This is a genomic window from Acinetobacter sp. YH12058 (assembly GCF_013419805.1).
GTDB classification, from domain to species: domain Bacteria; phylum Pseudomonadota; class Gammaproteobacteria; order Pseudomonadales; family Moraxellaceae; genus Acinetobacter; species Acinetobacter towneri.
Genome location: NZ_VOZL01000001.1, coordinates 244,452 through 263,469, shown reverse-complemented (window position 1 = coordinate 263,469; position 19,018 = coordinate 244,452). Strand labels below are relative to the sequence as shown.

The following is a 19,018-nucleotide window of genomic DNA, read 5'->3' as shown; positions in this document are numbered from 1 at the left end:
TGAAAAAACAGGCAAAGTTCGCTTTGCCTGTTTTGTTTAACGCATTATATTACTATTTTGCTGCTTCAGTGAAATAGCTGACAGGTTTATTTACCGCAACTTTTGTTCCGCCAAAGTGCTGATCAATATATTGCTTCACCGCTTCGGTATGATACAACGCACCTACTTTTTGCAAGATTGGGTCATTTTGACGATCTGCAGCAGTCGCGAGAATATTGACATTCATTTTTGTGCTTTGGTCAATTGGTTCGTAATAAATTGAATCTTTCAGTACGTTCAAACCACCTTCCATTGCAAGGGTGTTGCCCAAGACAATTGCATCGACTTCATCTTTTACACGTACAGCCGTTGCCATTTGAATTGGTTTGATTTGAATTTGCTTCGCATTTTCTACGATGTCTGCAGGCGTGCCTTGAACATTGTCAAAACCATCTTTCAGTTTAACCAAACCAGCCGATTGAAGTAATAACAGTGCACGTGATTCATTGGCACCATCATTTGGAATAGCAATGGTTGCACCTGTTTTGAACTCATCCAACTTTTTCACTTTGCTTGAGTAAATACCCATTGGCTCTAAGTAAGTTGTCGCTACTGGTGCAATTTGATCTTTATTGTTGGCATTAAATGCCACCATATAGGCATAAGATTGGAATGCGTTAAGATCAATTTCTTTATTTGCTACCGCCGTGTTCATTGACACGTAATCGGTGAAGTTTTTCACTTCAAGTTGAATACCTGCTGCTTTGGTTTCAGGTAAGTCGGCAATAAAACGCCAAATATCTGCATCTGAACCAGTCGATGCCATAGTGACAGTGTGTAGAGCAGAAGAATCTTTTTGTGCCGCGTCAGTCGCAGGCGCTTCTTGTTTGCCACAGCCAGCCAAGCCAACTGAAAGACCAAGTACAAGACCAAGGAGCTTTTTCATGAATATATCCCGAGCAAGTTTAAGCAGTGCCTAAAGTTGCCAATGATTGAGAAGAATCAAATCAGCACGATGGATGGAATCGCATGATGATGATTTTGTATGTTTCTCAAATATGTTGTAGGTATTGTTTGAGTACTGAAAAAGTCAGCCCACAGCTCAATCAATAATTTTGAGATGGATGGGCAATTCACTTTTTCAAAAGATGCACCATCATAACAATAAAAAATAATTCTATATAGTGCTGTGTATGTTATGCATATCACTGTTTTTACAACAGAAAGCGAATAAGTCAAAATAAGTTCTTATAAATAAATATATTCTGTAAAGATTAAGGATTTGAACAAGTGTTTAAATATTTAGGTGCTTTAAAATTTATTCTGCAATCGATAGTAAAAAACGAGATATGAAATTGTCGGTATGAAATCGGCTTAGTTACAAGAATCAGAACATGGATGTAAATACATAAAAGAAGTTATGAATGATTTTTCCAACGATAATATATCGCCCATATATAAGGCAAACTGCAAAATCAATAACTACTTGGACATCTATTCTTATTTTATCTGGACATTTTTTTCTTTTTTAAGATTAAATAAGACTACATAAAGCCGTGGAATTTTAATTGTTTATTGACCGCGCAACATGAAAAATCACCAAAAAGCTGTTCCGGTGCACTGAACCCTAGAACAGCTTTGACTAAGATATTGATGCTTGCAGGAATATTTCAAGCATTATGTATAACGTGCATTATGTTAATTTTAGAAAATCTTAAACTAAATCAGTTTCTATTTTTAAAATTGTCCCATCGTAATTTGCTTTAACTCTGATGACTTATCAAATTCAAAATGTAAGTAGCTATCAAGTATTTTATATTTCAGCCAACTGTTACTTTCTCTTTCTGGATTTCCAAATAGCTTAACTACAGATTGCTTCGTACTTTTATGATTAATACCTATGATAAGACCTTCTAAAAATGGGTATGGGTAATATTCTTCATTCTCTTTGACGTAGATGAAAATAGTGTCTAGTATTTGATGTTCATTAAATCTGAACGTAACGCCTCTCTTAAAAAATTCCCAATAGGATAGCTTTTCTCCACCAAAATTAGTCTCTGATGTATCAAACTCACTTGCAACAAGAATAACTGCTTTCAAAATATCTGAACTTGATTCTTTAGTTCCAAGACAAGATAAAAAAACTTCTACATCACCTGAAAAATTCACTTATTACATACCTAAATCTAAAGCTTCTTTATCCTTGAGTTTTATCATATTTAAAATGAAATCTCTGATTCAAAGTTAAAATTTTCAAAAAACTATATTCAGTTGACATAATGGTGCTTATACGAAATTGAGTTGTTATTCCCATTTAAAGTGTCCAAGTTAGATGCGATTCTCTGTTCATTTGTTTGTGAAATTTGGTGTCCATTAGAAAAAGAATCTGCAGGCAAACAGAGTAACAATGAACCTATCCCTATAAAAACATAAGCCAAATATATTAATCCTGCAAAAATAAAAAGTATTTGCAATGTAAACTCAACGAATATTGAAATTAAAAATTCTTTGAAGCTTTTTATTTTTTGCATGTTTATTGATCTAAAGTATTTTATAAACGTAGATCATCACAATGTACATGGGTTACAACCTGATAAACAAAAAGCTCGTACAGTGACGAGCTTTTTTATGGACTTAAATTTTTAGGCTAAACTAAAAATTTTAAGCATTTTCACGAGCAATGGCACGATAGCCAATATCTTTACGATATTGCACACCATCAAAGGTAACTTTTTCGCACAGTTCAAGGGCTTTAGCTTGCGCTTCGCCAATGGTATTACCGAGCGCAGTTACACACAGTACACGACCACCATTGGTCACAATCTCACCATCGGCATTGCTTGCTGTACCTGCGTGGAATACTTTCGCATCTGCCATTTGTGTTTCTAAACCAGAAATCACATCACCTTTGCCTGAAGTTTCAGGGTAACCCGCAGTCGCCAATACAATCCCGACAGTTTTGCGTTCATCCCAGTCTGCTTCGGCAGGTAAGTTGCCTGCAATACCTGTTTCAACTAAATCTACCAAAGATGACTTTAAGCGCATCATAATTGGTTGTGTTTCTGGGTCACCAAAACGGCAGTTAAACTCGATCACTTTTGGTTGACCTTTGTCGTCAATCATTAAGCCTGCGTATAAGAAACCTGTATAAACATGACCGTCTTTTTTCATACCTTCAACAGTAGGACGCATCACTTCATTCATGGTTTTTTCAAATACGTCTGCAGTCACGACAGGGGCAGGAGAGTATGCACCCATACCACCAGTATTTGGACCTTGGTCGCCTTCAAAAATACGCTTGTGGTCTTGTGAAGTTGCCATAGGAAGGATGTTGTCGCCATCAATCATACAAATGAAAGAAGCTTCTTCACCTGCAAGGAATTCTTCAATGACTACACGTGAACCTGCATCACCAAATTTGTTGCCTGCTAGCATGTCATCAATTGCATCAAATGCTTCTTGATTGGTCATCGCCACGATCACGCCTTTACCTGCAGCAAGACCGTCCGCCTTGATCACGATTGGAGCACCATTTTTTTCAACAAATGCTTTTGCCGCATCAACTTCGGTGAATACGTCATAGAATGCAGTTGGAATGTTGTGACGTTTTAAAAAGTGCTTGGCAAAGGCTTTAGAACCTTCAAGCTGTGCAGCAAACTGGGTTGGGCCCCAAATTTTTAAACCCGCTTCACGGCAGGCATCTACTACACCATTGACCAGTGGTGCTTCAGGGCCAACAATGATTAAATCAACAGCATTATTTTTGGCAAAGTCGATGATTGCAGGGTTATTTTGAATATCTAACGCTACATTCTCGCATTTGTTTTCTGTTGCCGTACCTGCATTACCCGGTGCAACGAAGACTTTAGCGACTTTGTCATCTTGTGCGATTTTCCATGCCAACGCATGTTCACGACCGCCGCTACCTAAAACTAAAATATTCATCTAAAAATCCCTCAAAGAATAAAATCCCCCTAGCGAAGCTATGCTTTTCACCCTTGAAAAGGAAGGAGATTGTGCATAAAAACACAGTTCCCTTACGTGAAAAGTCCCCCTTTTATAAAAAAGGGGGATTTCGGAGGATTATTAAATACGACTTCTAATTAATGAGTTTAATTAGTGACGGAAATGACGCATGCCAGTGAAGACCATTGCAATACCAGCTTCATCTGCTGCTGCAATCGTTTCTTCATCACGCATAGAACCACCCGGTTGAATAATGCATTTGATACCAGCTTTAGCTGCGTTATCAATACCATCACGGAATGGGAAGAATGCGTCAGATGCCATTACTGCACCTTCAACCACTAAACCTGCATGTTCTGCTTTAATGGCAGCAATACGAGCAGAGTTTACACGGCTCATTTGACCTGCGCCAACACCAATGGTCTGACGGTTTTTCGCATAAACAATTGCGTTCGATTTTACGTATTTCGCAACTTTCCAAGCAAAGATCATATCGTCAATTTCTTGTTCAGTTGGTGCACGTTTGGTCACAACTTTTAAGTCATCTTTCGTGATCATGCCCAAGTCTTGGTCTTGAACCAATAAACCGCCGTTGACACGTTTGTAATCCATTTGTGGAGCGCGTGCATCAATCGCAGGAAGTTCGCCACATACCAGTACACGTACGTTTTTCTTCGCGCCAGTCACTTCAAGTACGCCATCTGCAATGCTAGGCGCAATGATTACTTCAACGAATTGACGGTCTACAATCGCTTGTGCAGTGGCAACGTCTAACTCACGGTTAAACGCAATGATGCCACCAAATGCAGATTCAGGGTCAGTTGCATAAGCAAGGTCATAAGCCGCTTGAATACCGTCTAAAGATACAGCAACACCACATGGGTTCGCGTGTTTTACGATCACACAAGCAGGTTTTGCAAATGATTTCACACATTCAAGTGCGGCATCAGTATCTGCAATGTTGTTATAAGATAATTCTTTACCTTGAAGCTGTTTCGCTGTAGAAACAGAAGCTTCAGTTGCAGCAGGGTCTACATAGAACGCTGCAGATTGATGCGGGTTTTCGCCGTAACGTAAATCTTGCGCTTTGTTCAATTGTGTATTGAATGTACGTGCAAATTGGTCAGCAGTACCTTCTTCTTTACCTACACGTGCACCTAAGTAAGAGGCGATCATGCCGTCATATTGTGCAGTGTGTTCAAATGCTTTCACTGCCAAATCAAAACGAGTTTCGTAAGACAATGCACCGTTGCTTTTCATTTCTGCAATAACAGTCGCATAGTCAGAAGCATTTACTACAATACCTACAGAAGCATGGTTTTTCGCTGCAGCGCGAACCATAGTAGGGCCACCAATGTCGATGTTCTCAATCGCATCTGCAAGTGAACAATTTGGTTTTGCAACAGTCGCAGCAAATGGATAAAGGTTAACAACAACCAAGTCGATGGCATCAATATTGTGTTCTGCCATGACTGCTTCGTCTAGACCACGACGAGCCAAGATACCGCCATGAATTTTTGGGTGTAACGTTTTTACACGACCATCCATCATTTCAGGGAAACCAGTATGCTCTGATACTTCTACGACAGCAATATTGTTGTCTTTAAGCAACTTATAAGTACCGCCAGTAGATAAAATTTCTACCCCAAGAGCAGCAAGGTCTTGTGCAAATTCAACAATACCTGTTTTGTCAGAAACAGAGATTAAAGCGCGTTTAATAGTCATGATCTTCGTCACAGTTTTCAATTACAGATTAAAACAAACTAGCAAAATGCAGGTAAAAAAAATGCCTGCGGAGGTCGCAAGCATTTTATCACTTATTCACTCATTAAACCGTGAGCTTTTAACTTTTTACGTAAAGTACCACGGTTTAGTCCAAGAATTTCAGCAGCGCGTGTTTGGTTACCGCGAGTGTATTCAAGAACAACAGATAAAAGAGGTTTCTCCATTTCTGCTAACACCATGTCATACACTTGTGAAGGTTGTTCACCTTGTAGTTGTGCAAAATAATGGCGAACTGCGCGATCTACGTGAATACGTAAAGCAACATCAGATTGTGCAGTAAAAATAGGAGATTTGCTATTCATGCGAATTAATCCGAAAATCAGATATCACTGGGATAAAGTGATATATCAATGTGGTCTATAAATTAAATGAACTCCGTTTTAGATCCTAAAACGGGAAGTTCTAAAACTGGAACATTTAGCTTGCCACAACTCTAGGCATTGGTCGAAATTTAAGCGTAACAATACATTAATAATTGTTACAGACCAAAATCAAAACAAAAAATCTACTCTGTACGCGATATATAAAAATAAAGCGCATTAGACAAATCTATATTTGTTGTGAATCTTGCGAGGAGTTTGCAGCACAAAGCTTTCGTGGCGCGTATGATACCATTGTATGAGAAAAAGTGAGCAAGAAAACTGCAATTTTTTTAATTTTTTTCGCTATTTTTTCACTATTTTTTTGTGAATTAAGGCTTGATAATTTCTAAAGTATAGGCATCGAAGTCGTTTCGTGATATTGGAACTAAAATGTCAAACTTAAATGGACTGTTTTTAGGAATACGTTGAATGCTCGAAAGACTTTCGACCAAATACTCCTGTGGGGAATAGATGTAAGTCGATAATGTTTGTTGTTTTTCTTTTAAAGTGACTTTGATATTAGGCAAAGCCAAGCTTTTATCATAGTAATTGATCAGCTCACCCGTAAATTGTGTATTCATACGATCTACACGTTTAACCTTCACGCGATTTGCTGAAATTAAGCTATAGCGTTCTTCTAAACTGCTACAGTTAAAAAATTGACAGACTTGGGTAAATACAGAATTCAGTGCAGGGCTGCTGTTTAAAAACTTTGGGTTAAACCACAAAATTTGGAAGATCAACAAGCCAATCAATAAAAGATTAATAATTCCCCAAAGTAAGTAGTAACCATTGCCATGCTTTTTTTCACTTTCAAGATCAGGCGCAGACAACTTCATGGCAGGAATGTTGCCAATCGGTTCAGTACTGAAATAATTGAGGTTATTCAGATAGGTTTTCAGATCAATATTGGAATGTTCAACTTTACGCTGAAAAATATCTAAAATATGTTGCGGTTGCGCAAGTTCAGCAGTTGCCTGCATAAAACTGCGGTTTTGAATGTGATGTAATTGTGATGTGACTGAGTTTTTATTTTGAGGAAAGGCAAATACCAAATGCGAAAGAGCATTAAAGGTATTGTCGCATTTAGGACAACAAACCATCCCTTGCGCAACGGTCAGCTGCGCAACGGATACTTTATAAACAGTTTGGCATTCAGGGCACTTGGTTTGCTTGTCACTCATAACTCAAAAATTACAGTTAGTGGGGATGGCGTTTCCCAGAAATTCGACACCAGTTTTCTTCACGTTTTTCGACTTGTACTATATCAAAAAATTCAGAATAAACACTAGAAACTTCAGCAACTTGCTCTTCAATTACACCTGCAAGTGCGAACTCGCCCTCAGATTTAATTAAAGTTGCAAACTCTGGCGCAAGCATCATCAATGGGCCTGCCAAAATATTGGCAACTAAAATGTCTGCTTTTTCATTACCGATGGTTTCATTGAACTCTTCTGGAAGTCCAACATATAAGTTTTTAAGTACACCGTTGAGTTCAGCATTTTGTTTGGTCGCTAAAACTGCTTGCGGGTCAATATCAGTCGCATAGACTTTTTTTGCACCGAGCAACAAAGCCGCTACTCCTAAAATACCTGAACCACAACCGTAGTCGATCACGACTTTATCTTTTACATTGGTTTTACCTAACCATTGCAGGCACAGGAACGTACTGGCATGGTTACCTGTACCAAAAGCCAAACCTGGGTCAAGTTTGATATTGACTGCATCTGCCTCAGGTGGTTCTAACCATTCAGGTACAATCCAGAATTTCTCTGCAATCTGGATTGGCTCGTAGTAATCCATCCATGAGCGTTCCCAAACCTGATCTTCCAAAAATTCACTGCGTAAAGGGGCATCTGGCATTTGCGCACGAATAAAGGTTTCTAAGGCTGCAACATCAATTTCTTCACCTTCGTCTTGTGCATAAATACCTGTCACAATGACTTTGTTCCAAAGTGGTGTTTCACCTGGTAGTGGCTCAAGTAAGTCCTGATTTTCCGCATCATCTAAGGTTACGCTGACTGCGCCCAATGAACTGAGCAGGGTTTCAGTAAAATCGACTTGCGCTTGATCAACAGTAATATGTATTTGTAACCACTTCACGGAGATAACCTAAAATTTAATGCGTAAGCGCTATTGTAACTGAACTGCTGCAGGCGCTGTTATTTTTTATTCGGATTGCGAAAGGGAAAACTCTATACGATTGGAAGTTTCAAATTCGCTTTATGCTTATAGTCGAATAATGTGACAAAAATATAACTCTAAAAAATATAAGTTAAGAATTTGTTTGAACCATCATCGCTCAATCATCCCCAAAACAGTCAAATTGCTGGATTGGGGATGATTGAGAGACTTGTTTAGGATGCAGATTGCTCCGATGCAGGAGTCGGCACAAATTTATTTAGTAATGTGCCTAAAATTGCGGCAAAAATATACATGAAAATAGAATAAACCGCAGCAGGCATGGCAATGGTTGAGCTTGCCATAACGGTTAGGGCGATGGTCATTGCAAGGGTACTGTTGTGAATGCCAATTTCAAAGGCGCAGGCACGGGCTTGTTGGCTGTTCACACCAAAGAAACGCGGGACAAAATAACCAATCAATAAACTGCAGGCACAGAACAGAGCAGTGGCAAGTCCTACATCTGCCAAATAAAGCATGATGTTATTTCGCTCTTTGGCAATCGCGCCAATAATAATCACTATCAGAAAAACCACAGCAAAAATACGCACAGGTTTGTTTAAACGGTCTGCCGTTTGCGGGCTAAAATGGCGTACCAACATCCCCAAAGTGACAGGGATAATAATAATTAAAAACACCTGTAATACTTTGGCAAACTGTAAGCCGACTTGTTGCCCATCCTGCGTAAAATGTTGAATGGCAAAGTTGACAATCAGGGGCAAGGTAAATGCTGCAATCACGGAATTCACGGCAGTGAGGGTGATGTTTAGGGCAATATCACCTTTATATAAGTAGCTAAATAAGTTGGCTGTTGGCCCACCTGGAGATGCTGCTAGTAGCATGAGTCCGACTGCAAGCAGTGGTGGTAAATTCAGCAGTTTACAAATAAAGAATGCAATTGCTGTCAGGACGACCAATTGACAAAATAAAGCAATAAACACTGCTTTGGGGTGTTTGCTCACCCGTTTAAAGTCGTTAGGAGTGAGTTCTAAGCCAAGTCCAGCCATGACCACGGCCAAAGCCAGCGGCAAAAATATTGTGATTAATCCTGAATCCATAAACACTCCTTTGTTTTTACATCTACAATAATTTATTTGATATTTAACTGTTTGTTTAATATGTAGTTAATTTTGCTCACGTTTTAAATTGTATTTTTATTGTGGTTTAAACTCTGCTCCTGTTTGTGTTGATGGGCAAGTTTGGCCGATTGTCTAGCTAACATACTCCCTAAAATAAAGCTGAACATATACATAAAAATGGTGTAAATCGCAGAAGGAATGGCAATTTCAGTGCTTTGCAAAACCGATAGCGCAACGGTTAAAGAAACAGCAGTGTTATGAATGCCAATTTCAAAACAACAAGAGCGTGCTTGTTGATCAGGCACACCCGCCAAATACGGCACAAGATAACCAATAAGTAAACTTAAAAAGCAAAAAAGCGCTGTGGCGATACCAATCGCACTGAAATAGTCAAAGACATTGGCGCGTTCGCGGAAAAGCGCATAAAAGAATAAAGCGAAAATGAAATAAATGGACATCAAACGCATAGGTTTGCCCAACTGTAATGCAATTTGTGGCATTGCATTACGCACCGCCATTCCTACACAAACAGGCACAATAATCAGTAAAAAAACCTGTGCCATTTTTTCAATTGGCATGCCAATTTGTTGTTGATCGGTCATAAAATACAGAAAAGACAAATTAACAATAAAAGGCAGGGTAAAGGTCGCCATCACAGAGTTCATTGCGGTTAGGGTAATATTTAGGGCAACGTCACCTTTATAAACATAGCTAAATAAGTTAGCAGTAGGCCCCCCTGGTGAGGCAGCAAGCAGCATTAAGCCAATTGCCAAGAGCGGTGGCAATTCTAAAAATAAACAAATTGAAAATGCTAAAACAGGCAAAATGACCAATTGTGAAAAAAGCGTTAAAAAAATGACTTTAGGAAATTGATTGACCCGAATAAAGTCTTTAGGCGTGAGTTGTAAGCCTAAGCCCATCATCATCACAGCTAAGGTCAGTGGTAGAAAAAAGGTAAAAAAGCCTGAATCCATAGCACATCCTTTATTTTTTTCTTATGGGTATAATTTTCCCTCTCTTTGCAGTGTAATTGTTTTTTGAGCTTGTGCAATAAACAAAGCAGTCACTTCTTATAAATGACTGCTTTGGTGTTATTTTCATGCTTTCAGTTTGAATGAATACCCGATCTGTTCATGAAAATATAGATTAAGTGATTGATCACATTGCAGCAGGGCGTGGTGGCGTAAAGCCTAAGGCACATTTGCCTTTTAACTCAGTACCATTGACTGTAATGACGGTGCTTTGCGCATCTGCCATACAAGAACGGTATAATTCAGGCTCATTGCCTTGTAATTGCACTGCTTTAGATGAACTAAAGAATTGTGGTTCACAGGTACCATTCCAGATAATCCCACGATAAGCAAAGCTTACAGGTGCGCCCTGAGTTTTACCTTTACAGACTTGCTGGAATTTTTGCGCGTTATAGACGGTTTCTACTTTATCATTTGCCTGCACTGCAAATGGACTGAAAAATAAGCCACAAAGCATAGAGGACAGCAAAATTTTCTTATTCATGATGTTTCCCTTTGTTTCTCATATCTGTGCTATTAGGATAAAAAATAGACAAATTAAAACAACGGTGATCTGGTTAATTTTTAGGTCTAAATGTTTTTATGTACAGTAAAAATGCAAATTTGGATTACAAAATATTAATTTTGTAGCGCGGTTAAGCCAATAAAATCGACTGAATCTGTCAACTTATGCCACAAGTTTTGCTATAATATTCCGTCTTTATTTTTTATCTCTCATTGACCATTATGCACTATCCTAAAGTTTACGATGTCATTGTTATTGGTGGCGGTCACGCAGGCACCGAAGCGGCGCTTGCAGCAGCACGTATGGGTCGTCAAACCTTACTCTTAACTCATAACATTGAGACTTTAGGGCAGATGAGCTGTAACCCTGCAATTGGCGGGATTGGTAAGTCACATTTGGTACGTGAGATTGATGCCTTAGGCGGCGCAATGGCATTGGCTGCCGATAAAAGCGGGATTCAATTCCGTATTTTAAACTCGCGTAAAGGTGCTGCTGTTCGTGCAACACGTGCGCAGGCAGACCGAGTTCGCTTTAAAGCTGCGATTCGCGCCACTTTAGAAAACCAAGCCAATTTAGATATTTTCCAACAAGCAGCCGATGACCTGATTGTAGAAGGCGATACTGTAAAAGGTGTAGTCACTCAAATGGGGATTCGTTTTGATGCGAAAACCGTGGTATTGACCACAGGTACATTCTTGGGTGGTGTGATTCACATCGGTTTAGAAAAATCGAGCGGTGGTCGTGCAGGCGATCCTCCATCAATTGCTTTGGCGGCACGTTTACGTGAATTAAATTTGCCTGTTGGGCGTTTAAAAACAGGTACGCCACCACGTATTGATGCACGCTCAGTCGATTTTTCGGTCATGATTCCGCAGCCAGGTGATTTCCCATCACCAACCATGTCATTCATGGGTGATGTGTCGATGCACCCTGAACAAGTGAACTGCTATATCACCCATACCAATGAACGTACTCACGAAATTATTCGTGGTGGTTTAGATCGTTCACCGATGTATACAGGTGTGATTGAAGGTGTTGGCCCACGTTACTGCCCATCGATTGAAGATAAAATTCACCGTTTTTCTGATAAAGACTCGCATCAGGTATTTTTGGAGCCTGAAGGTTTAGATACACATGAATTGTATCCAAACGGGATTTCAACCTCTTTACCGTTTGATGTGCAGTTCGAGTTAGTTCGTTCAATTCGTGGTATGGAAAATGCGCATATTTTGCGTCCAGGTTATGCGATTGAATATGATTACTTCAATCCACAAGCCTTGAAATTCACTTTGGAAACCAAAGCCATTAATAACTTGTATTTTGCAGGTCAAATTAATGGTACGACTGGCTATGAAGAAGCGGGTGCGCAAGGTGTGTTAGCTGGTTTGAATGCGGCACGTCGCGCTTGGGATCAGGAACAATGGACACCAAAACGTGACGAAGCTTATATTGGTGTATTGGTTGATGATTTGATCACGCTAGGTACCAAAGAACCGTACCGCATGTTTACCTCACGTGCGGAATACCGTTTGATGTTGCGTGAAGATAATGCCGATCAGCGTTTGACGCCAATTGGTCGTGAGCTTGGTTTGGTGGATGACACTCGTTGGGCAGCTTACTGTGAAAAAATGGAAGCAGTAGAACGTGAAACAGGGCGTTTACAACATTTGTGGGCTGCACCAAACAACCCAATGGGTAAAAAATTTGTTGAAATGACAGGTGCAGATTTATCCAAAGAATGTTCTGCGATTGATCTGTTAAAACGTCCAAATATCAGTTTTGCGCAAATCGCAGAATTAACGGGTTCAGACGTTTCTGCACAAGTGGGCGATCAAATTGAAATTGCAGTGAAATATGCAGGTTATATCAACCGTCAGCATGAAGATGTCGCACAATTAAAACGCTTGGAAGAAACCAAAATCCCTGCCGATTTTGATTATGATGCAGTGTCAGGTTTATCGCGTGAAATCACGCTAAAATTGAAGCATGTTTTGCCTGAAACTTTGGCACAAGCCAGTCGTATTCCAGGTGTGACACCTGCCGCAGTTCAATTGGTGATGATCACCATTCGTAAAAATGCACAGTCACGTAAATCTGCTTAAGGTTTGATGGATTGATGAAGAAGCCCACAATTTAAATTGCGGGCTTTTTTATGCGCCAAAGTAAATCAGATGCTAAGCAAAGAAGAAGTTGCGTATAAGAATAAATCTGATTTCGACTGCATATCTTATGATTTCACAGCTAGATCAGGAGCATTTAAAGTGACACTTATCAACATAGATAGGAGCAAAATATGACTTTAAAAAGCATTCGTTATAGTACAGCTGAACTGGCATGCCCACGCTGAACGATGCCGAGTCAATTTTAATTTTAACTTCAATCAGCAATCACAATAATTTGATTTAAAAGAGAACGATAATGCTATCGCCCCAATATATTTGGGGCTTTTTTATTCCTGAGTTTGATGCACCGCATTGGCAACTTCTACAGGTTCAATCTGAATTAGCTTTTTACCAAAACTACGCAACCACCAAACCAATTGTGAGGTAAACGGCACAGTGGCAGTCACCAACACATTACCATTTTCCAGTGTTTCCATAGTTTGATCTTTGCTTAATTGGCTTTCATCGAAGTATATGGCATCAGCTTTTTGCATGGTAAGTTTGAGCTGAATATTTTCAGTAGCTTTACTGAAATCGACTCTAAAACCTAATTCGCCAGATTCAATATAGGCATCAATATCAAAATTAACAGGATGCAAGGCGCGTGAATCTAAAACTTTGGCTGCTTTAAAACGATGCAGGGCAAAGGTTTGAATGTCGGTTTTGTCAAATCGAGTACAGATTAAATAAATCACCGCACCTTTTTGCACCAAAGCCAAAGGATTCAGCACATAAGTTTTTTCTTCGCCTGAATTGCTGCGTGATTGATAAATACATTCTAGTTGTTTGTCTTGGAGCAAGCCTTCATATATCGCCTGTTGTGCATTGCGGTCTACGACTGGTGGAATTAAAGGTTGTGTTGCAGGCACAATTCGCACACGATTAATCCATTGGCGGACATTGTTTTGGGTCGATAGACTGCGTCGTGCCAAATCAAACCATGGGTTCATTTCTTCAATCAAACTTGGCGGCAGCAGATGTTTTAAATGTTCCTCGACCATCATAAACGTTACCGCTTGAGAGCTGGTCATGTGCGGTAAACTTTGAATCGGTGCATCTGAACGCCAGCGCCAACCTTGTGGTACGGTACCATTACTTTCAATTGGAAAGCGCTGAGAAATTTGATTTAAGTCACGTTGAATCGTACGCAAACTAATGTCGATACCTTCACGTTGCAGGACATCGTGTAATTCACGTGTGCCCATCCATTTACCTGTAGAAAGGCGCGATAAAATTTGCCATTGGCGATATAAACTATTAGATGTTTCTTTTTCTTGTATAGACATATTCAATATTTACTAGGTCAATTCATACGGATGAAAACTTGTTCTTCCACACAATAAGAAAACTCGGAATGATTAGCAAGTTTTTTACTGAAAAAGGGCAAAATATAACCGCAGATTTTGCAGTAAATATCACAAAATTTGGACGGGCAAAGTTAATCAAATAATAGAAGTGAATCAGAAACTATGACCTCAAGCCATACTTGGATCAATTAGAAAAGCAAGATTGAATAGTTGTGTTTAAGTGAAAACCTGTCATTGTTTTGTATGGTAGATACAGGTTTATGTAAATAAAAGCGGTCTGAGTGGATGAGTGCTGTAGGTTAATTGGGCAAGGCGATTGAGGTGCTTTATCGCGATGAATTATCAACAGATCTTAGAGTTAGGAGGATGAAACAACCGTGAATTTATCTAGCAGCGATGCGCGAGAAATTTTTTGGTTAGCCCGATATTTAACCCGTATTCAATATGTATGTCAGCAATTTCCATTTAAACAAAATGATGCTGCTTTGACTTATGCACATGCCTTTTGTTTGCCTGCATTTGATGCAGCTTCTTTAAATGAATTGATTTTAAACGAAGAACAGCCTGCTTCATTTGCGATGCAGTTTGAGCAAACACGGACAAAAATTCAAAACTTGGCACAGGTGTTTTCTAAAGCTACTTATGTTGAATTACAGCAATGTATTCAAAATGCGTGCGATAACGCGAGTTATATTTGTGATGTGGTACAAGACTGCGAAGCACTATTAGATGCAGAACCACAGCAGATATATTTATTTTTCCAATTGGGGCAAAAAATTGAACAATTAGACCGACAAATTCGGTTAAAACAATCGACTGAAAAGACTTTGTCGCAATTGGAAATGATTGTGCAATGCCTAAAAGATTTAGGTTGGACGTCGTTTGTAGACGCATGGCAACAGCTGAAACAGCAACCCGATACCATGCATTTTTATCACTTTAGTGATCATATTCAGCACTTACTTTCGGTGGATTAAGCAGAACTTGTCATGTCAAATTAATCGACAACAATATTATTTTAAGCTCTGTGTAGTTAAAAAAATAGTGGAAGCCGAAGCTCCCATTATGTCTTAACTTATTACTGGCTTTGAACAGCTATCAAATTCAATAGCTTTGACTCGTGCAGTACTTTCGGCTCGGTTACTTAGTCGCGTTCAACCGCAAGTGCAACACCCATACCACCGCCTACGCAAAGCGTTGCGATGCCTTTTTTCGCATCACGGCGTTGCATTTCGTGTAGTAACGTCACGAGGATACGGCAACCTGAAGCACCAATCGGGTGACCGAGGGCAATTGCGCCACCATTCACGTTTACTTTATCTAGGTCTAAGCCTAATTCTTTGGCAACACCTAGTGCTTGTGCGGCAAAGGCTTCGTTGGCTTCAATTAAATCGACCTGATCTAAGCTCCAGCCTGCTTTATTTAAGGTTTTCTTAACCGCTTCAACAGGGCCAAGACCCATAATTTCAGGCTCAATACCCGACATTGCATAGGCTTTAATACGTGCTAAAGGTTGTAGGCCTAATGCTGCAGCTTTGTCTGCGCTCATCATTAACACTGCTGCTGCACCATCGTTGATACCAGAAGCATTACCTGCGGTTACGCTGCCATCTTTTTTGAACGCAGGGCGCAATTTATTCAAGCTTTCAAGGGTGGTATTGGCTTTGATGTATTCATCTTCAGCAAATACAATTGGGTCGCCTTTACGCTGTGGAATGCTTACAGCTGCAATTTCATCTTTAAATTTACCAGCCGCTTGTGCTGCAGCCGCGCGTTGTTGTGAAGTCAGTGCCAATTGGTCTTGTTCTTCACGGTTTAAACCAAGCTTTTCTACAATATTTTCTGCAGTAATACCCATGTGATATTGGTTATAGGCATCGGTTAAACCATCAGCCACCATACTGTCGATCAACTGGGCATTCCCCATTTTTTGACCGTTACGCAACTGCATATAGTGTGCGCTTTGTGACATTGATTCTTGACCACCAGCAACTACAATTTCTGCTTCATCACACTGAATCGCTTGTGCAGCCAAATGTACGGCACGTAAACCTGAACCACACACCACGTTAAGCGTTGATGCAGGTACTTGTACAGGAATACCTGCAGCAATTGCGGCTTGACGTGCAGGGTTTTGTCCTACACCTGTAGTGAGTACGTTACCCATAATCACCTGATCGACTTGTTCAGGCTGTACTTTAGCACTGTCTAAGACTGCACGAATTGCTGTTTGCCCCAATTGTGGTGCAGATAAAGAAGCGAGACTACCTAAAAAGCTACCAATTGCAGTACGTTTTGCAGCAACAATGACAACATCTTTCATTTTATATCCTTAAATTTTATGTTTACGTTTCTGTGGATGCACATGATATATAGCATGTGCATTGCTGATGTTATATGACTGATTAAAATAAATTTACCAAAACATAGCGACCTGGTGCTGCTTCTATCATTGGATATTGCGCATTACCTAAGGCGCGGGCAGGGACTTGTTCGCCTGCATACGGTGTGACCCAAGCCTGCCAGCGTAGCCACCAAGACTCAGGATGATACTCTGCACCATCTAGCCATTGCTTGGTATTTTCAAACTTGGCAGAGTTGGTATAGCAGCCGTATTTATTACGACTTGGCGGATTCACAATGCCTGCCACGTGTCCAGATTCACCAAGTACCAGTGTAGATTCACCGCCTAAGTAATCTGCACCACGGAAGCTTGTATCCCAAAGTGCGATATGATCTTCCTGCGTTGCAATAAAGAAGCTTGGTGTTTTGACACGAGAAAGGTTGAGTCCAACACCGTTTACTTTCACTGCGTTTGGTGAAATCAATTCATTATTCAAATACAAATTACGCAATAAGAAATTATGAATTTTGGCAGGAATATTGGTGCCGTCGCTGTTCCAATACAAAATATCGAAATCTGAAGGCTCTTTGCCTTTTAAATAGTTCTCGATGTAGTAGTTCCAGTACAGGGTATTTTCACGTAACAAACTGAACGTAACTGCCAATTGGCGACCATCAAAATAACCGAATTGATTATTTAAGGTTTCTAAACCATTAATCACAGGTTCATTAATAAATACGCCTAAGCTGCCTGGGTTTTCAAAGTCGATAATGGTTGCCATATACGTGGCAGATTTCACATGACTTTTCAGGCGTTTTGCCACGTAATAAGCCTGCGTTGCAGCAAGTAAAGTACCACCAATACAATAGCCGATACAGTTGGCTTCTTTTTCTCCTGTAATTTCTTCAATAACACGCAAAGCTTCAACCGCACCTGCGGTGATCAGATCAGCGAAAGTGAGTTCTTTTTGTTCAGCATTTGGGTTACGCCAAGACATTAAAAAGACCGTATGACCTTGCTGACGTAACCAGTTCACCAATGAGTTTTGTTCGCGTAAATCCAGCACATAATATTTATTAATAAATGGCGGCACGATTAGAATCGGGGTTTGATATACATTTTCTGTCGTTGCTTCATATTGCAACAACTGGAAAATTTCATTTTCAAAGACCACTGCGCCTGGTGTATAGGCTAAATCTTTACCCAAGCTAAAAGAGTCACTATTGACTATGCGAATAGATAAATATTTTCCGCTATTGACCACATCATCATGGAAAATTTGCATACCACGGACAAGGTTTTCGCCTTGTTCGGTAATGGTTTGCTGAATCACTTCAGGGTTAGTCCAAAGAAAATTGCTTGGTGATAAAGCATTAATCATTTGACGGGTAAAAAAGTGAATGCGGTAACGCACTTTGTCTGGAATGCCTTCTACGACATCCACCATATTTTGTACCAGTTGGCTAAACAGCAAATAAGACTGCGATAACAGGTCAAAATTGGGTTGTTCTTGCCATAATGGGCTGTTAAAACGACGATCATCACTTTCAGGTTGAATGAATGGTTCGATGTCTTTTGCCACACTGCGCATCATCACATTTTGGTAGATTTGCATTTGACCTTGCCACCAGCTCCATTGCATTTCCATCAAGCGTGCTGGATTTTTAGACAAAGCTTCAAAGAACATAGACATATCTTCTTTGTTGAGCTGTGTTAAGGCGTCATTAATAGGGCTTTGCCCATAATAAAATTCTTGTAGTTTTTTCCAGATATCATCGTGGCTAGAGAAAAATTGTAATATATTTTCTTTGAATTGAAATGAGTTCTGTTTCATTTCATCGCTCCATAGCACATGGCTTTTAGCAATCAAATTGAGTGCAAGGCTGAAACTAAAACGGGGAAATTTTCACACTTCCCCGTAACATTCGTCCTGATAACGCATGGTTTTCAGAGCAGTGTTTATTTATTATTTGGCATTGAATCGCTGACTAACTTTTCAAATTCTGCTTTGACTTCTGAAGTCAGTGTTGCTAATTTTTTGCCATCTTCAATCATTTGCTGACTGAGTTTGTTCATAGTTTCTAATTGCTTGGTGGTGCAGTTCACCATGCTTTGCATGTCTTTCACTTCGCTATTGGCAAACATTTGTGCTAAACCAATGTTGGCATAGTTGCGTGCTGCTTCTAATTGTAGGTTGGTTAAGTTAGCAAAATTTTTTGCAACTATACTGTTGAATTTGGTGTACGGTTCAAACACGTTTTTGTATTGAGCATTCATGTTTGAAAATAAGTCGCCGTATAGCATGGGTGTCACTCCA

Annotated in this window: 16 protein-coding genes; 2 read left to right on the top strand and 14 right to left on the bottom strand. The window is 39.8% G+C overall.

Annotated elements, in window-relative coordinates:
- Positions 1-52: 52 nt before the first annotated feature.
- From FTU09_RS01315 to FTU09_RS01270, 10 genes are all read right to left on the bottom strand, one after another.
- A complete protein-coding gene (locus tag FTU09_RS01315; protein ID WP_096900915.1) occupies positions 53-925 on the bottom strand; it encodes a MetQ/NlpA family ABC transporter substrate-binding protein in 873 nt (290 codons plus the stop codon).
- A 791-nt stretch (positions 926-1,716) separates the two neighbouring features.
- Positions 1,717-2,148 carry a hypothetical protein gene (locus FTU09_RS01310; RefSeq protein ID WP_154320678.1) on the bottom strand — a complete coding sequence of 144 codons (432 nt, stop codon included), beginning with the start codon at positions 2,146-2,148 and terminating at the stop codon, positions 1,717-1,719.
- 492 nt (positions 2,149-2,640) lie between these two features.
- Positions 2,641-3,924, bottom strand: a complete 1,284-nt coding sequence (gene purD, locus FTU09_RS01305) for a phosphoribosylamine--glycine ligase (protein ID WP_180079420.1) — start codon at positions 3,922-3,924, stop codon at positions 2,641-2,643.
- A gap of 171 nt (positions 3,925-4,095) precedes the next feature.
- A complete protein-coding gene (gene purH / locus FTU09_RS01300) occupies positions 4,096-5,670 on the bottom strand; it encodes a bifunctional phosphoribosylaminoimidazolecarboxamide formyltransferase/IMP cyclohydrolase (protein WP_004973127.1) in 1,575 nt (524 codons plus the stop codon).
- Between the two features lie 92 nt (positions 5,671-5,762).
- Positions 5,763-6,032 (bottom strand): DNA-binding transcriptional regulator Fis, encoded by a 270-nt coding sequence (gene fis / locus FTU09_RS01295; protein WP_001086304.1) that lies wholly within the window; start codon positions 6,030-6,032, stop codon positions 5,763-5,765.
- Positions 6,033-6,421: 389 nt separating this feature from the next.
- The gene (locus tag FTU09_RS01290; protein ID WP_004973129.1) at positions 6,422-7,276 is read right to left on the bottom strand and encodes a DUF3426 domain-containing protein; all 855 of its coding nucleotides are present in this window, start codon (positions 7,274-7,276) and stop codon (positions 6,422-6,424) included.
- A gap of 16 nt (positions 7,277-7,292) precedes the next feature.
- Complete coding sequence (prmA, locus tag FTU09_RS01285) at positions 7,293-8,195, bottom strand: 50S ribosomal protein L11 methyltransferase (RefSeq protein ID WP_004973131.1); 903 nt, start codon at positions 8,193-8,195, stop codon at positions 7,293-7,295.
- Positions 8,196-8,449: 254 nt separating this feature from the next.
- On the bottom strand, positions 8,450-9,331 hold the full coding sequence (locus FTU09_RS01280; protein WP_178865780.1) for a bile acid:sodium symporter family protein: 882 nt from the start codon (positions 9,329-9,331) through the stop codon (positions 8,450-8,452).
- Positions 9,332-9,414: 83 nt separating this feature from the next.
- Positions 9,415-10,326: a bile acid:sodium symporter family protein gene (locus FTU09_RS01275; protein ID WP_004973134.1), complete on the bottom strand. Its 912-nt coding sequence runs from the start codon at positions 10,324-10,326 to the stop codon at positions 9,415-9,417.
- Between the two features lie 184 nt (positions 10,327-10,510).
- A complete protein-coding gene (locus FTU09_RS01270; protein WP_004973135.1) occupies positions 10,511-10,867 on the bottom strand; it encodes a hypothetical protein in 357 nt (118 codons plus the stop codon).
- Between the two features lie 242 nt (positions 10,868-11,109).
- On the opposite strand from FTU09_RS01270, the gene mnmG reads away from it, so the two are divergent.
- Positions 11,110-12,990 (top strand): tRNA uridine-5-carboxymethylaminomethyl(34) synthesis enzyme MnmG, encoded by a 1,881-nt coding sequence (gene mnmG, locus FTU09_RS01265; RefSeq protein WP_096900911.1) that lies wholly within the window; start codon positions 11,110-11,112, stop codon positions 12,988-12,990.
- A 347-nt stretch (positions 12,991-13,337) separates the two neighbouring features.
- Here the strand turns inward: mnmG and FTU09_RS13770 are convergent, their stop codons facing one another.
- Positions 13,338-14,336: a YafY family protein gene (locus FTU09_RS13770; protein WP_004973137.1), complete on the bottom strand. Its 999-nt coding sequence runs from the start codon at positions 14,334-14,336 to the stop codon at positions 13,338-13,340.
- Between the two features lie 398 nt (positions 14,337-14,734).
- Between FTU09_RS13770 and FTU09_RS01255 the strand changes: the two genes are divergently transcribed.
- A complete protein-coding gene (locus tag FTU09_RS01255; protein WP_004973138.1) occupies positions 14,735-15,334 on the top strand; it encodes a hypothetical protein in 600 nt (199 codons plus the stop codon).
- A 167-nt stretch (positions 15,335-15,501) separates the two neighbouring features.
- Here FTU09_RS01255 and FTU09_RS01250 read toward each other — a convergent pair whose 3' ends face one another.
- The 3 genes from FTU09_RS01250 to FTU09_RS01240 all read right to left on the bottom strand — a co-directional run bounded on the left by FTU09_RS01250 (position 15,502) and on the right by FTU09_RS01240 (position 19,005).
- Positions 15,502-16,680: an acetyl-CoA C-acetyltransferase gene (locus tag FTU09_RS01250; RefSeq protein WP_179988648.1), complete on the bottom strand. Its 1,179-nt coding sequence runs from the start codon at positions 16,678-16,680 to the stop codon at positions 15,502-15,504.
- 82 nt (positions 16,681-16,762) lie between these two features.
- Complete coding sequence (locus FTU09_RS01245; protein WP_180079419.1) at positions 16,763-18,535, bottom strand: class I poly(R)-hydroxyalkanoic acid synthase; 1,773 nt, start codon at positions 18,533-18,535, stop codon at positions 16,763-16,765.
- Positions 18,536-18,660: 125 nt separating this feature from the next.
- On the bottom strand, positions 18,661-19,005 hold the full coding sequence (locus FTU09_RS01240; protein WP_004973142.1) for a phasin family protein: 345 nt from the start codon (positions 19,003-19,005) through the stop codon (positions 18,661-18,663).
- Between the last annotated feature and the right edge of the window lie 13 nt (positions 19,006-19,018).

Excerpts from the sequence above, each read along its gene's own strand:
- FTU09_RS01315 (WP_096900915.1), bottom strand. The coding sequence starts at position 925 with ATGAAAAAGCTCCTTGGTCTTGTACTTGGTCTTTCAGTTGGCTTGGCT.
- purD (WP_180079420.1), bottom strand. The coding sequence starts at position 3,924 with ATGAATATTTTAGTTTTAGGTAGCGGCGGTCGTGAACATGCGTTGGCA.
- purH (WP_004973127.1), bottom strand. The coding sequence starts at position 5,670 with ATGACTATTAAACGCGCTTTAATCTCTGTTTCTGACAAAACAGGTATT.
- fis (WP_001086304.1), bottom strand. The coding sequence starts at position 6,032 with ATGAATAGCAAATCTCCTATTTTTACTGCACAATCTGATGTTGCTTTA.
- FTU09_RS01290 (WP_004973129.1), bottom strand. The coding sequence starts at position 7,276 with ATGAGTGACAAGCAAACCAAGTGCCCTGAATGCCAAACTGTTTATAAA.
- FTU09_RS01280 (WP_178865780.1), bottom strand. The coding sequence starts at position 9,331 with ATGGATTCAGGATTAATCACAATATTTTTGCCGCTGGCTTTGGCCGTG.
- FTU09_RS01275 (WP_004973134.1), bottom strand. The coding sequence starts at position 10,326 with ATGGATTCAGGCTTTTTTACCTTTTTTCTACCACTGACCTTAGCTGTG.
- FTU09_RS01270 (WP_004973135.1), bottom strand. The coding sequence starts at position 10,867 with ATGAATAAGAAAATTTTGCTGTCCTCTATGCTTTGTGGCTTATTTTTC.
- mnmG (WP_096900911.1), top strand. The coding sequence starts at position 11,110 with ATGCACTATCCTAAAGTTTACGATGTCATTGTTATTGGTGGCGGTCAC.
- FTU09_RS13770 (WP_004973137.1), bottom strand. The coding sequence starts at position 14,336 with ATGTCTATACAAGAAAAAGAAACATCTAATAGTTTATATCGCCAATGG.
- FTU09_RS01250 (WP_179988648.1), bottom strand. The coding sequence starts at position 16,680 with ATGAAAGATGTTGTCATTGTTGCTGCAAAACGTACTGCAATTGGTAGC.
- FTU09_RS01245 (WP_180079419.1), bottom strand. The coding sequence starts at position 18,535 with ATGAAACAGAACTCATTTCAATTCAAAGAAAATATATTACAATTTTTC.
- FTU09_RS01240 (WP_004973142.1), bottom strand. The coding sequence starts at position 19,005 with ATGCTATACGGCGACTTATTTTCAAACATGAATGCTCAATACAAAAAC.